Source organism: Marinobacter salinexigens, from assembly GCF_008370345.1.
Lineage (GTDB): Bacteria > Pseudomonadota > Gammaproteobacteria > Pseudomonadales > Oleiphilaceae > Marinobacter > Marinobacter salinexigens.
In genome coordinates this window covers 81,943-95,366 of sequence record NZ_VTUU01000001.1, presented here as the reverse complement: position 1 = coordinate 95,366, position 13,424 = coordinate 81,943, and the positions used below count along the sequence as shown (strand labels likewise).

Genomic DNA, 13,424 nt, shown 5'->3' with positions numbered 1-13,424 from the left:
GTGCTAGACTGGCGTCCTCACTCATTTCTCGAGACTTTGGGGGCGCCATGTCTGATTCTGTTTCTCTCGCCGACATTACCGACTTTGCCGAATCCCTGGCCCATGAAGCCGGCGAGTTGATTCGCCTGGAGCGCGAACAGAACACTCTTCGCACCGATTACAAGAAACAGACTGAGTTGGTCACCCACGCAGACGTGATGGCTGACGAATTCATCACTGGAGCTATCCGCCAGCGCTTCCCCGGGCACCGCATCCTGTCAGAGGAAACCATGCCGGATCTCAGCCAGGCCGAGAATCTGGATACGCCTCTGTGGATTGTTGATCCCATTGATGGCACCGTTAACTATGCCTACGGACACCCTGCGGTCGCGGTTTCCATTGCCTATGCCGAGAAAGGCCGCGTGCAGGCCGGGGTGGTTCACGCCCCCTTCCCCGGCGAAACGTTCCGGGCAACCCGCGGCGAAGGCGCAACCCTCAATGGCGAAGTGATCAAACACAGTGGCGCAACCGTGCCCCGCGAGTCCCTGTTCGCCACCGGCTTTCCCTATACAAAGGACAATCTGGAGCCGCTGGTCAGCCGCCTGGATGCAATGATTCACCAGTGCCGGGATCTGAGGCGCATCGGCTCTGCCGCACTGGATATATGCTGGGTTGCCTGCGGTCGCCTGGATATCTACTACGAAAATGTCAGCCCCTGGGACTTCGCAGCCGCCAGGTTGATTGCCCTGGAGGCCGGCGCCACAGCAGGGCATTTCGGCGAAGTGCCCGAAGGCTATCCGGCCGATCTATGGGGACGGGACATCTTGATTTCAGCACCGGCTATCTGGGAGCCCATCCGCTCAATTCTGCGGTCCGCGTCCGGGTATAAGTAAATCTCCGAGTTGCCGGTTAGGTTCCTGTCCCAAGCCCTTAAGTTGTGGGGGCTGCAACAGGCCGCTGAATTGAACCATCCGAATCGGGAAGTTTGTTTGGAATTCTTTTTTGCTAGCGAATATCGAGAAGCTGGAAAGGCTGTGTCGGGAAGGGCTTTTCCGGAATGTCGGAGGCCAGGGATGGCCGGAGCCAAGCGCACATGGACGTGCTTGTAGCGGTTCCGGAAAAGTCCTTTCCGACACAGCCAAACTCCGGCAGTGTCAGGCTAGAATCCGAGGTAAACTACCTGATTCAACCCCAAACAGCCTCAGCAACCAGCCCCCAGCTTTCGTCAAACTCCGAAGACGGCAAACGGGAGAACGACGAACGGACAAATCGCTGAATACGCCCCTCGACGAACACCATTACGAAGTCAGAACCCCGCGCGGCACTGGTTCGGGGACGTAAGCCCTGGCGTATTTCGCCTTCTTTCAAAGTTTGGCGGATCTGGGTTTCCAGGCGCTCGAAGAACTGGGACGCCCGCTTTCGCAGGGCTTCGTTCTCACCCATCAACGCGTCGCCGGTCAACACACAACACAAACCGGGATTACGCTCGGAGAACACCAATACCAGATTGACGAGTTGCTGCAGGCGGGTACGAACGTCTTCCTGCTCCTGCAGGATGACCTGGCAGCGGGTGAACACCGCATCTTCCGCAAATTCGATAAGAGCTTCGAACATTTTCCGCTTACTGGGAAAATGCCGATACAGGGCAGCTTCGGTAACGCCAACGGATCTGGCCAGGCCAGCCGTAGTGATTCGGGCACCGGGGTCCTGCTCCAGCAGGGCCACCAAAGCATGGAGAATCGCCTCACGGCGACTGGGTTTCTGGTCGGTCATGGTGGAAGTACAGCGCTGATTAGTCGTTATCGGGGCCAGTCATTTGGTGCCGGCCCTCGCTTATTGCTTCCCGGGATTGTGCCCGAGATCAGAAAAAGGTGCCATCAATGGGAGAAGAGGCGCTGGCGTAGAGTTTCTTCGGCATACGGCCCGCAAGATAGGACTCACGGCCTGCTTCGATACCCAGACGCATGGCGTTGGCCATCCGGATGGGATCTTTAGCCTGGGCAATAGCTGTGTTCATCAACACGCCGTCACACCCCAGTTCCATCGCAATGGTGGCGTCGGAGGCGGTACCCACTCCGGCATCAACCAGAACCGGTACGTTAGCATTCTCCACGATCAGGCGAATGTTATAACGGTTCTGGATACCAAGACCGGAACCAATTGGCGCGCCCAGCGGCATGATCGCAACACATCCCATTTCTTCCAGGCGTTTAGCGAGCAGAGGATCATCCGAGCAGTACACCATGATCTTGAAGCCGTCCTTGATCAACTCTTCCGCAGCCGCAAGGGTTTCCGTCATGTTCGGATACAGGGTCTTCTCTTCTCCGAGAACTTCCAGTTTCACCAGGTCGTGACCGTCCAGCAGTTCCCGGGCCAGCCTGCAGGTGCGCACGGCATCTTTCGCGGTGTAGCAGCCGGCGGTATTGGGCAGGATGGTGTATGTTTCAGGAGAGATCACGTCCAGCAGGTTCGGCTCGTCCGGATTCTGCCCCAGGTTCGTTCTGCGCACCGCAACCGTCACGATTTCCGCGCCACTGGCCTCAATGGCATGACCGGTCTCCATCATGTCACGGTACTTTCCGGTGCCGACCAATAGCCGCGACTGATAAACGCGGCCAGCAATTTCGAGGGGTTTGTCTACGGGAAGCTGGATCTCGGAAGTCTCGCTCATGTCTTTCCTGAAGTTAAGTTGAATCGATGTGTTGAAAAGTTGCGATGGATGTATGGGTGCCGGGGTTTATTGCCGGATGGGATCAACCGCCACCAATGGCATGTACGACTTCCACCCGATCGCCCTCATTCAGCGCGAATCCCGGATGTTGGCTGCGCGGAACAATATCTTCGTTTACTTCGACTGCCAGTCGTTTGCCCGCCAGGGCCATCTGGTCGATCAGTGTGGTCACGGTCGCTCCGGAAGGTAGCTCCATGGCCTCACCATTTACCTGAACCTGCATTTACGTTTACACCTCTTGATATCGAATTGCCGTGACCCGCTCTTGCCACAGATCAACGGCGCAGGGCGGCCACCGCTACAAGTACCCACCCAACCATAAAGCACAATCCACCCAGAGGGGTTACCGGACCAACCCACCGGATGTCGGTAAGTACGAGCAGGTAGAGACTACCTGAAAACAGGACAATTCCTGCCAGGAAAAATCCCGCTGCCATACTCAGTATCCGACGGCGCAACCCGACTGCCGAGAGAATCCCGAGCAGAATCAAGCCGATGGCGTGATACATCTGATAAGTGACGGCGGTCTGAAACACCTCCAGCCCACGGCTATCCACGACCTGCCGTAAACCATGGGCCCCGAATGCACCTGCCATCACCGCCAGCAAACCCAGAACGGCGCCGGCAACGATTGGCCAGCGCATAGAACCTTCAGCAGTCACAGTGAATCTTTTCCCCGGTATCCAGGTTCATGATGGTCAATGCACCACCCCAGACGCAGCCGGTATCGAGGCCGATGAACTGATCGTCCCCGGTCTGGCCTTCCAGCGCCGCCCAATGGCCGAAGATAACCCGGGTATCGTCGCGTCTCGGGAACTCGAACCAGGGCGCAAAACCGCCCGGAGCGTGCGCAGCCGCCTCCTTGGTCGCCAGCTCAAGAGTGCCGTTCTCTGCAATGAACCGCATACGGGTGAAATAGTTGGTGATGATCCGCCACCGATCCATTCCCGATAGACTATCATCCCAGCAGGGTGGCTCGTTACCGTACATTTGGGTGAAGTACTCTTCCGCATGCTCACCACGGATGACCGCCTCAACCTCTCGCGCACAGGCAACCGCCTGCTCGATACCCCAGATATGAGGCACACCCGCATGGGCCATCACCAGATTGCGATCACTATCGTGAACACACAGATTTTGCTGGCGAAGCCAGTCGATCAACTGATTATGGTCCGGCGCGTCGAGTATTTCCGAAAGGGTATCTTTCTTGCGCGGCTGGTGACCGCCCAGCGCTACTGCCAGCAGGTGCAGATCGTGATTCCCAAGAACGACCACCGCAGAACTGCCAAGCCCTGAAAGGTAACGCAGGGTCTCCAGCGACGATGGCCCACGGTTAATCAGATCACCAGCCACCCAGAGCCGGTCCCGGGACGGTGAAAAAGCGACCCGGTGCAGAACCTCCCGCAAACGATCGTAACAACCCTGAATATCGCCAATGGCGTAGTCAGTCATCACTTACCTCTTGCCCACTCTGCTCTGCAGGCTTACTGTCAAAAACGAGATCTGCGATCTGCACAAACTCCGCCAGGCTGAGATTTTCCGGGCGCAGACCATCATTGATCCCCAGGGACTGCAGCTGTTCTACGCTGACCATGCCGGCCAAAGCCTTGCGCAGGGTTTTTCTCCGGGCATTGAAGGCTGTTCTCACCACGGCCTGCAACGTGCCCAGATCCTTGGCAGGATACGGCAGCGTTTCATGGGGTACCAGGCGAACAATCGCTGAGTCCACTTTGGGGGCAGGCCTGAAAGCACCGGGACCGACTTCGAACAACGGTTGAACCTTGCAGAAGTACTGGGCCATGATACCAAGGCGGCCATAATGGTTATCGCCGGCAACCGCCGCCAGCCTCTGTACCACTTCTTTTTGCAGCATGAAATGCATGTCTTTCACCACCCCGGCCTGTTCGAGCAGGTGAAAGATCAGCGGTGTCGAGATGTTGTAAGGCAGGTTACCGATGATTCTCAGCGGCTTGCCGTTCTGAACCAGACTGGCGAAATCGAACTTGAGAGCGTCAGCCTCGTGAATCTCGAACTCCGGATAGTTGAAGAACTTGGTTCGCAACACCGGGATTAGGTCCCGGTCCAGTTCGACCACCTGCAATCGGGGGTTAACCGCCAGAATTTCTTCCGTCAGAGCGCCAAGCCCCGGACCGATCTCAACGATGGTCTCGTCCGGCTTAGGGTTAATAGATCGAACGATTTTTTCGATAACACCCGGATCGTGCAGGAAGTTCTGGCCGAAACGCTTTCTGGCCTGATGTCCGTGTTTGTTACTCACAGCTGATTCTCTTTAATAGCGGCTTTCCCGCACCGGGCCATGCTGGCACCAACGCGGATCGCAGTATGCAGGCTGCCGGCATCGGCCTTGCCGGTTCCGGCCAGATCCAGTGCGGTCCCGTGATCCACGGATGTGCGCACGATCGGCAGGCCAAGGGTAATGTTGACTGCGCGGCCAAAGCCCTGAAATTTCAATACTGGCAGCCCCTGGTCATGGTACATCGCCAGTGCAGCATCGGCCTGATCCAGCCAGTGTGGCGTAAACAGGGTATCCGCCGGTAGCGGGCCGATAAGGCTTAGCCCTTCGCTCCGGAGTTTCTCGAGGGCAGGCTCAATCACCTCAATCTCTTCCCGGCCCAGATGTCCACCTTCGCCGGCATGGGGATTCAGACCAGCCACCAGTATCCGGGGCTGTTCAATGCCAAAGAAGGTTTTCAGATCGGCATCCAGAATACGACTGACCTGCGAGAGCCGTTCTGACGTAATCGCCGCAGACACGTCTTTCAACGGTAAGTGAGTAGTCACCAGGGCAACCCGGAGTTCTTCCGTGGCCAGCATCATCACAACCCGCTCCACACCACACAATTCCTGCAGGAACTCCGTGTGCCCACTGAAAGCAATGCCGGCGTCATTGATGATGCCCTTGTGGACAGGCGCGGTAACCATGCCATCAAAATCCCCGGCCAGGCAGCCCCGGGCTGCCACGGTCAGGGTATCCAGCACATAGGCGCTGTTCTGGGCATCCAGAACACCCGCATGGTAGCTGGCGCAGCCGTCCACATGAAGAACACTGAGCTGCCTCTTCCCGGTTGCCACCGGTTGCCCCGGCGCCCAGTCACTCAGAGCCACATCCAGCTTCAACTGATCGGCACGAGCCTGCAGAAGGGCCTTGCTGGCTACCACGACAACGCCCACGCCCCGGTCTTCCTGCGCTAACTGCAGGCACAGTTCCGGCCCGATACCGGCAGGCTCACCGGCCGTCAGCGCGAGAATGACCGACTCATTCATGAACTTTGGTCCTCGACCTCCGGATCAGGCACGTAGTCTCCCTTGAATTCCACGAAGGCTTCGTCACGGATTTCCTGCAGCCAGTTCTGAAGCTCGACCTCAAACTTGCGTCGATAGATACTCTGACGCGCTTCGGCTTCTTTCACTTCGCCACTGATATCTCTCTGGCGACGCTCCTCTACCTGAAGAATATGCCAGCCAAACTGGGAGCGGAAAGGACCTTTGAGTTCACCGATATCAGCATCCAACATCGCCTGTTCGAATGCCGGCACCATCTGCCCCTTGCTAACCCAGTCCAGGTTACCGCCGTCAGACCCGGAAACAGGATCGTCCGAGTACTCGCGGGCCACTTCGGCAAAATCGGCTCCGTTTTGCAGTTGTCGATAGATATCGCGGATTTTCGCCTCAGCCTGAGCTTCAGTCACTGCCTCGGATGGGCGAATCAGGATATGGCGAACCTTGTGCTGCTGGATGACCTGCTTCTGCTCACCACCGCGCTTGTCCATAACCATCACCATATGGAAACCACTGGTGTTTTCCAACACCTGAGATGGTTTACCCACTTCCAGGTCCGGGACAATCGGCGCCACCAGCGATGGCAACTGACTCTCGCTGCGCCAGCCCATATCGCCACCCTCAAGCGCATTCGCGGCATCAGACTCGGCCACCGCCACTTCGCGGAAATCGCGACCGCTCAGAATCTGCTCACGAAGCGTGCGAGCCTTGTCGCGAGCTTCCGCAACAGCGGCTTCGTTGCTGGCATCATCCACCGCTACATAGATGTAGGCCAACCGGTACTCAGCGGTGTTACCGCCCCGGTCCTCAAGAGCCTGCAGGTAGTTTTCTACTTCCCGGTCGGTGACCCGGACCCGGTTCCCCACCCGACGTTGCTGGACCCGGCTGGTCAGCATCTCATGGCGTATCTGCTCCCGGGCCTGACGATAAGTCACCCCCTCTGCCGCGAGCTGCTGTTCAAATTCCGCCATGGTCATGCCATTACGATCGGCAATGTTGATCATGGTTTCGTTCAGCTCGTTATCGCTGACCCGCATACCCAGTTTTTCGGCCCGTTGGAGTTGGATCGATTCGTTGATCAGCTGTTCAAGCACCCGTTGCTCTAGCAGGGCCCGGGGCGGCAATGCGGTGCCCTGGGCACCCAAGCGACTGGAAATGGTGCTGATTCTGGCATCCAGCTCGGTTTGCAGGATTACATCGTCATCAACAATGGCAACGACCTGGTCCAGCAGTTTGCGCTCGGCCTGGACCGTTGTTGCGATGGAGACTGCCATCAACATCAGCAGTACCTTTACACCCTGGCGAAGAGTCGCCTTCATATACACCTCTTGATCAAAGTAAGCTGGCACAATTGCGCGGTTAGTCATCGACTCCGTCACGGAGTTCCGAACCGACGTTCCTCGCGCTCTTCAAAGCCGTAGATGGCATCGGAGATCCGGGACGAGCCCCCACTCCCTCCAAGACCTTTGAGTTGAATCTGGAACAGCACACGACTGTCCAGCTCCTCGTCGTCAGTCAGGTAGTTCTGATGCACCACCTGAACGCTCCAGCAGCAGTTGTTATATTCCAGACCGGCCAACGACCCTACCGTCCGGTCCAGAATGGAATCATGTACCCAACGGCCGATCAGGCTGATGCTGTCGGTGACAGGAAAGACCGCTGCCACATCTGACTGCTCCAGTTCGCCACGACTGTAGGTATGGCCTAGACTGGCCAGGTATTGATAATCCTCGGAATGGAACACCAGCTGGCTCCGGCCTTCCTCGGTGTCACCGGTTTCCGGATCCCAGAGACCGGATGAACGGATTTCCAGGGTATCCAGTGGATGAAGCACAACCTCGCCCGCCAACGGCGACCGGCTGCGTGTACCCGCCCCTTCTCCGAACAGTGTGACCTCGCGGTCGTCGAAATACTGAACCTGACCGATGCTGAAGCGAGCCCGTTCTGCGCCGGTCACCAGATCATTGAAACGACTGGTCAGGGCAACGGTCAACTGATTGGCATCACCCACCCGGTCTCCGCCGGAAAAGCGGTCCCGCTGGAAAAGCTGATCAAACTGGAAGGTTTTAAGGCCGGAATCAAAGTCGGGAATATAATTCTGATCCGCTTCGGCGTCAGCCCATGCGTAATAGAGTCTCGGTTCAAGCGTCTGGTTGTAGGGGATATCAAACAGGGACGACTGTCGATCAAAATAAAGCCCATTGTCCCACTCGAAAACCGGCACCGTCCGATCGAAGCTGCCATCCCCGAGGCTGTAATCATCCAGCTCGTACCGGGTATAGTCGACACTCACCGATGGGCGACTGAATCCCCAGAGCGACCGCAGCGGCAATGCCAATTCCGGGATGGCTCGCAAACGCTGGCCCTTAGCCTTGTCCAGGCCGGTGAGCGTTTCATTATCCCGGTCAAACCAGGTGTACTGGCTTTCCAGGCTGGCCTCAAACCAGCCCGCATTCGCCTGACCACCGTAAATCACTTCCGGAAGCTGAGCGTAGGGTTTATTCACTTCGGTAATCCGGTCAACGATGGTCTGGTAGTCGTTGAGATACATATCGAAGTACTGGGCATCACTGCGGTACCTGAAGCCACCCTTGCGCTGAAGATGGGTGGCAGTATTGATGTCGAGCGTACGGTTCAGATCGCCCAGATAATCTTCATCGCTGACCACAGAGAAGTCACCGTAGCCTGTCCAGCCATAGCCGAAGCTGGCCCGGGTGGTTGCGTCCAGCGCCCAACGCTCGCCATCCTCTCCCGGGTTCTCATCTTTGTACGCCGAGTCATTGCCGATATAGCCCAGTTGCAGAGTGGTTTCGCCGAAACTGCTCAGGTACCGCCCTTCAAGTTCGGTGAACAATCCGCGGCCGTGGTGGTATTGCGGCGTCAGCGTTGCATCGTAATGAGGCGCCAGGTTCAGGTAGTACGGAACCGCCAGGAAAGCGCCACTGTCAGCACTGGACGATCCGAATTCCGGATACAGGAACCCGGTCTTGCGACGGTCGTCAATCGGGAAGCTGGCCCAGGGCCAGTAGAAAACAGGGACATCCAGCACTTCAAGGCGAACATGTTTCGCGGTACCAAACCCTTCTTCCCGATTCAGTTCAATCTCCGAGGCAACCACGGCCCAGTCATTCTGCTGCGGGCCACACGTCGTCAGCAGGCCATCGCGAATTTCCACCCGGTCACTGGCGAGGCGAGTCAGGCTGGCAGCACTGCCCCGTATCTCCGGGCCATGCAACAGGTAGGTTGCAGTGTTGATGTCAAAGCGACCGGTATCGACCTGATAGTCGGCACTGTCTCCGGTCAGCAGAAATCCTTCACCGCGACTGACCAGCGGGCCGGCAATGGAAACCGTTCCCTGTTCCTGACTGTAGCGTGCCGATGAGCCGTTGACCTGAAACGCCCCCTGACGCAGCCGGACATCGCCATCAAGGTACAGGGAACGATCGATTTCATATCGGGCATTCAGGCCACTGGCATGAAGCGGCGCATTGCCACCAACAGCATTACCGAAGGCCACGCCATCTTCCGAAGTCGAGGGCAGGTAGCCGCCGTCACAGAATGCAGGCAACTGATCCCGGACGGATGCTGGGAGCTCATCTTTCGCCCGCCAATCGATTTCAGCCGCACTCTTCGGAGGCTCCGCCAGCGCCTGCGTGCCTGCAAGGCCTGCCGTCAACAGCCCGACAATCCGGCACAGCGGCTTCAGCTTGAGGCGTTCGGAGGTTGGCACAGTTGCGGATTCCTGTTGCGGATGAGTATGGGCTCAGACATTTTAACAGCCGCCTAGTTTACACGTGCCCCTGTGGCTTGTTAACGGAAACTCCGCTGCAAAACCGTTTTACCCACTTTATACTCCTCTGCTAACTTTCGCAGACAGAACCAACCACTTTCAGGAAGCCCGATCAGACCATGGACACACGCCTGCAGGAGCTGACCGAGTGGGTCAGACAGTTCCCCGGTTTTGAACAGAGCACCGCTGAGCCGGTCTCCGGCGACGCCAGTTTCCGTCGTTATTTTCGGGTGTGGCAGTCCGGTCCGTCCGCCAGGCCCGCGATCGTGATGGACGCGCCACCGGAGCACGAGGATTGCGTGCCCTTTGTCGCCATCGCCAGACACTGGCATAAACAGGGCATCGCGGTGCCCGAGATTCTGCAGGCTGACCTCACACTGGGTTTTCTTCTATTGCAGGATCTTGGCGACAATCTGATGCTTGGCCAATTGAACAGTGACTCCGCGGATACACTTTATCGCGGAGCGCTTGATGAGCTGATCACCATCCAGAAAACCGCTCCCCCTTCCGAGCATCCGCTGCCACCTTATGATGCCGCCCTGCTTGACCGTGAAATGGCCCTGTTCCCGGACTGGCTGCTGGAAAAAATACTGGAGATGGAGCTGAGCAACGGCGAACGCTGCCTGCTCGAGACCGCCTTCGCCTTTCTCCGGGAAAGTGCACTGGCACAACCTGAAGTCACGGTACACCGCGACTACCATTCCAGGAATCTGCTGATTCAGCCTGACACCAGCCGCCCCGGAGTCATTGACTTCCAGGACGCGGTCACCGGCCCGGTTACGTATGACGCCGTTTCGCTGCTGAAGGACTGCTATGTCCAGTGGCCAGAAGAGAAAGTGACCGAGTGGCTGGAGTACTATCGCCAGGGCAGCCTGGATGCCGGTTTGCACCGGGCAGACACTGAAACCTTCCGTCAGTGGTTCGAGTTGATGGGCATGCAGCGCCATCTCAAGGCAGCCGGCATTTTCGCGCGACTGTCAATCCGCGACGGGAAGGACGGTTATCTGGGAGACATTCCCCGCACCGTTGGCTACCTGATTACCGCAAGTAGCCGACAGCCGGCTCTCCGGCATTTCCACGAATGGCTCATTGAAGGCGTGATGCCGGTCATTGAACAAAAGCTCAGACCTGACGCCAGTGCGGAGACCGATAGCCAGTGAAAGCCATGATTCTGGCCGCCGGAAAAGGCGAGCGCATGAGGCCGCTCACGCTCAGCACTCCCAAACCCCTGCTGGAGGCCGGAGGCAAACCTCTGATTGTTCACCAGCTGGAGAACCTGAAGCAGGCGGGGTTCGGGCAGATTGTCATCAATCACGCCTGGCTCGGCGAGCAGATCGAGTCTGCTCTCGGCACCGGAGATCGGTTTGGCGTCAGCATTCAGTATTCGCGGGAAGGAGAGCCTCTGGAAACCGCAGGCGGCATCGTCAGGGCATTGCACACCCTGACCGAGAACGGTTCCGACTGGTTCCTGGTGATCAACGGCGATATCTGGAGTGACTTTGACCTCTCGCAACTGACCCCGCCCCAGGACCACGATGCCCTGCTGGTGCTGACAGATAACCCCGCCCACCACCCTGAAGGCGATTTCTGCCTGACTCCCGACGGCTCGTTGGCAGAACAGGGAAGCGAAAGCCTGACCTTCACCGGCATCAGCCTGCTGAATCGGAGACTGTTTGAGGGGCTGGACGATCAGGCTGGAAAGCTCGGACCAGTATTACGCCGGGCCATCTCGCGGGGGCGCGTGGCTGGCATTCACCACACCGGCAAGTGGGTGGATGTGGGGACGCCGGAGCGCTTGCGGCAGCTTGATCACGCACTCACCACAGGAGAGCATGCTTCACGGAGTGACGGACAGTGAGCGCTCAGCCACGGCAACCAACGCTTCCCGCACGGCTGGAAGCCGAATTTTCAAGTCTGCTCAAGGAACTGTCGGCATGCGGCCATCAGGCGTCGGCACTGATTGAGCGTACCCGACTGCCACGCTGGTGCCGGCACCCCCTGTTTTTCTTTCTCGGTTACATTGCCAAGGCCGAGGGGCGGGTTACCGAGGCGGATATTCGCAATGCTGAAGGGCTGATGAAGGCGCTCAAGTTGTCCCAGCGGCAGCGCCGGCGCGCTATTCAGTGGTTCCAGCAGGGTAAATCCGCCAGCGAATTGCCCTGGTTCCGTGGATTGAGCATTCGCATGACTCGCCCTGTCTGGCCTGCACCCGCACTACAGGTTGCCATCTGCCTCTGCCATGCATCGCAACTCAAAGGGCGCCCGGCCAAACCGCAACAATACCGTTGCGAGGACGCCATTGACCAGATAGGCCTCCCGATCGCAGTCAGTGACGATATCTATGAAAGTTATGCCAGCAAGATCTGGCGGCAACAGGTAGAAAAATCTTCAGAACCGAGTACTTACGAGCAGGCCTGCCAGCTTCTGGGTGTCACCCGGCGGGAGACCCTCGCGGACATCAAAAAAGCCTATCGCCGAAAGGTATCCGAGTGCCATCCGGACAAACTGGCCCAGCAGCAGGTAGACAGCTTTGAGCAGAAGGCCGCCAAGGAACGGCTGCTCCGCTATCAACAGGCCTGGGAGCTGATAAAGCGGCGCCACCGGGTAACAGGCTAGTCAGCATCAGAAACAGGGTTCAGCCACGCACTGATGCGGCTTGCGATTGTTTCACCATCCAGCCCCTGAGGTGGATGTGAGGCAGCAACTCGCTGCCGCTCATACCCGGAGAACCCCGCCTGCGCCAGGTCTGCCTGGCGGCCCGGCCCCGCTGAGGCAGCGTCACTTGTCAAAATCTCGAGTTCCAGAACCCGCACACCTTCCGCAGCCATCAGGCGGTCAACTAAAGCGTCTGACTCGGCGGGGTAAAAAGCCGGATCAATCCAGACTACCGCAACGGATTCGCTACCATTTCGATCCAGTTCAAGCAGGTAGTTGCAGGCCGTGCCAACCCCAACCACGGCAACCCGCTCGTACCCCATCCCCTTCAGTTCCCCGACGCCAGCACCCAGCACGTCGCGCAGATGGGATTTGTAGCGACTGACGGGGTCATCTTCGTCACTCTCGGTTGCCGCCACATCGATCATGACTGACGTATCATTCGGGGCGCTGTCACCCTCATCCTCGGTTGAGGATGCCGACGAAGGTCGCTCAAGTAATCGCTGAAGACCCGGGCCGGGGCGCTCCAGACCAAGTGTCAGGACGGCCCAGCCCCGCCTGGCGAGGCTTGCCGCCAACGTACCGTTAACCCCTGAAACGGCTGTCTCTCCGGCGTCATTCAGCAACAAAACCGCCCCTTTGGCCGGCTCCTTCAGTGTCGGGAAGAATACCCCCAGCACCCGCCGATCATCATTCAGCGTCAACCACCTGACCGCATCTGGATAAGCCTTCGCCAGGGCCTGTTGGCCTGTGCCGGTATAAACGGTTGCACGAGCCGGCTCATTTTCATCGGCAAGCGCAAACAGCCCTGCCCCCGGCAGCACGGGCGCCAGCAACGCCAAAACACACAAGACTCTGGTGAAAAGCCGGAGATTGAATCCAGCTCCGGTTTCTGTTCCCGAACAAACCACAGGCGATGACCTTTTGACTGCGAAAAAATCGTCCAAACTGTTAGACTAGCACTCGTTT

At 58.0% G+C, this 13,424-nt stretch carries 14 protein-coding genes; 4 read left to right on the top strand and 10 right to left on the bottom strand.

Annotation, left to right across the window (positions count from 1 at the left end; all coding sequences use genetic code 11):
- Positions 1–47 precede the first annotated feature (47 nt).
- Positions 48–872: an inositol monophosphatase family protein gene (locus FWJ25_RS00470; RefSeq protein ID WP_149598288.1), complete on the top strand. Its 825-nt coding sequence runs from the start codon at positions 48–50 to the stop codon at positions 870–872.
- A gap of 292 nt (positions 873–1,164) precedes the next feature.
- Here FWJ25_RS00470 and slmA read toward each other — a convergent pair whose 3' ends face one another.
- The 9 genes from slmA to FWJ25_RS00425 form a co-directional block, all read right to left on the bottom strand.
- The gene (slmA, locus tag FWJ25_RS00465) at positions 1,165–1,752 is read right to left on the bottom strand and encodes a nucleoid occlusion factor SlmA (protein ID WP_149598287.1); all 588 of its coding nucleotides are present in this window, start codon (positions 1,750–1,752) and stop codon (positions 1,165–1,167) included.
- A gap of 88 nt (positions 1,753–1,840) precedes the next feature.
- Positions 1,841–2,650: a thiazole synthase gene (locus FWJ25_RS00460; RefSeq protein WP_149598286.1), complete on the bottom strand. Its 810-nt coding sequence runs from the start codon at positions 2,648–2,650 to the stop codon at positions 1,841–1,843.
- An 82-nt stretch (positions 2,651–2,732) separates the two neighbouring features.
- A complete protein-coding gene (gene thiS, locus FWJ25_RS00455) occupies positions 2,733–2,933 on the bottom strand; it encodes a sulfur carrier protein ThiS (protein ID WP_149598285.1) in 201 nt (66 codons plus the stop codon).
- A 52-nt stretch (positions 2,934–2,985) separates the two neighbouring features.
- A complete protein-coding gene (locus tag FWJ25_RS00450) occupies positions 2,986–3,354 on the bottom strand; it encodes a DUF423 domain-containing protein (protein WP_149598284.1) in 369 nt (122 codons plus the stop codon).
- A gap of 7 nt (positions 3,355–3,361) precedes the next feature.
- Positions 3,362–4,162 (bottom strand): symmetrical bis(5'-nucleosyl)-tetraphosphatase, encoded by an 801-nt coding sequence (locus tag FWJ25_RS00445; RefSeq protein ID WP_149598283.1) that lies wholly within the window; start codon positions 4,160–4,162, stop codon positions 3,362–3,364.
- Complete coding sequence (gene rsmA / locus FWJ25_RS00440) at positions 4,155–4,988, bottom strand: 16S rRNA (adenine(1518)-N(6)/adenine(1519)-N(6))-dimethyltransferase RsmA (RefSeq protein WP_149598282.1); 834 nt, start codon at positions 4,986–4,988, stop codon at positions 4,155–4,157. The genes FWJ25_RS00445 and rsmA overlap by 8 nt, the downstream gene beginning before the upstream one ends.
- Positions 4,985–5,995 carry a 4-hydroxythreonine-4-phosphate dehydrogenase PdxA gene (gene pdxA / locus FWJ25_RS00435; RefSeq protein ID WP_149598281.1) on the bottom strand — a complete coding sequence of 337 codons (1,011 nt, stop codon included), beginning with the start codon at positions 5,993–5,995 and terminating at the stop codon, positions 4,985–4,987. The genes rsmA and pdxA overlap by 4 nt, the downstream gene beginning before the upstream one ends.
- Positions 5,992–7,329, bottom strand: a complete 1,338-nt coding sequence (locus FWJ25_RS00430) for a peptidylprolyl isomerase (protein ID WP_149598280.1) — start codon at positions 7,327–7,329, stop codon at positions 5,992–5,994. Before FWJ25_RS00430 ends, pdxA begins: the two co-directional genes overlap by 4 nt.
- Positions 7,330–7,385: 56 nt before the next feature.
- Positions 7,386–9,707: an LPS-assembly protein LptD gene (locus tag FWJ25_RS00425; protein ID WP_438616549.1), complete on the bottom strand. Its 2,322-nt coding sequence runs from the start codon at positions 9,705–9,707 to the stop codon at positions 7,386–7,388.
- A gap of 212 nt (positions 9,708–9,919) precedes the next feature.
- On the opposite strand from FWJ25_RS00425, the gene FWJ25_RS00420 reads away from it, so the two are divergent.
- Genes FWJ25_RS00420 through FWJ25_RS00410 form a run of 3 tightly spaced genes read left to right on the top strand, consistent with a single transcriptional unit; the run spans position 9,920 to position 12,416 of the window.
- Positions 9,920–10,960, top strand: coding sequence for an aminoglycoside phosphotransferase family protein (locus FWJ25_RS00420; RefSeq protein WP_149598278.1), 1,041 nt, complete (start codon positions 9,920–9,922; stop codon positions 10,958–10,960).
- Positions 10,957–11,658 carry an N-acetylmuramate alpha-1-phosphate uridylyltransferase MurU gene (gene murU, locus FWJ25_RS00415; protein ID WP_149598277.1) on the top strand — a complete coding sequence of 234 codons (702 nt, stop codon included), beginning with the start codon at positions 10,957–10,959 and terminating at the stop codon, positions 11,656–11,658. The genes FWJ25_RS00420 and murU overlap by 4 nt, the downstream gene beginning before the upstream one ends.
- Positions 11,655–12,416, top strand: coding sequence for a DnaJ domain-containing protein (locus FWJ25_RS00410; RefSeq protein WP_246166616.1), 762 nt, complete (start codon positions 11,655–11,657; stop codon positions 12,414–12,416). Before murU ends, FWJ25_RS00410 begins: the two co-directional genes overlap by 4 nt.
- Here the strand turns inward: FWJ25_RS00410 and FWJ25_RS00405 are convergent.
- A complete protein-coding gene (locus FWJ25_RS00405) occupies positions 12,413–13,297 on the bottom strand; it encodes a DUF3530 family protein (protein ID WP_188093536.1) in 885 nt (294 codons plus the stop codon). The genes FWJ25_RS00410 and FWJ25_RS00405 overlap by 4 nt on opposite strands.
- Positions 13,298–13,424 lie beyond the last annotated feature (127 nt).

Coding starts and splice junctions, on each gene's coding strand:
- FWJ25_RS00420 (WP_149598278.1), top strand. CDS start 9,920: ATGGACACACGCCTGCAGGAGCTGACCGAGTGGGTCAGACAGTTCCCC.
- FWJ25_RS00460 (WP_149598286.1), bottom strand. CDS start 2,650: ATGAGCGAGACTTCCGAGATCCAGCTTCCCGTAGACAAACCCCTCGAA.
- pdxA (WP_149598281.1), bottom strand. CDS start 5,995: ATGAATGAGTCGGTCATTCTCGCGCTGACGGCCGGTGAGCCTGCCGGT.
- FWJ25_RS00450 (WP_149598284.1), bottom strand. CDS start 3,354: ATGCGCTGGCCAATCGTTGCCGGCGCCGTTCTGGGTTTGCTGGCGGTG.
- FWJ25_RS00470 (WP_149598288.1), top strand. CDS start 48: ATGTCTGATTCTGTTTCTCTCGCCGACATTACCGACTTTGCCGAATCC.
- FWJ25_RS00445 (WP_149598283.1), bottom strand. CDS start 4,162: ATGACTGACTACGCCATTGGCGATATTCAGGGTTGTTACGATCGTTTG.
- thiS (WP_149598285.1), bottom strand. CDS start 2,933: ATGCAGGTTCAGGTAAATGGTGAGGCCATGGAGCTACCTTCCGGAGCG.
- slmA (WP_149598287.1), bottom strand. CDS start 1,752: ATGACCGACCAGAAACCCAGTCGCCGTGAGGCGATTCTCCATGCTTTG.
- FWJ25_RS00430 (WP_149598280.1), bottom strand. CDS start 7,329: ATGAAGGCGACTCTTCGCCAGGGTGTAAAGGTACTGCTGATGTTGATG.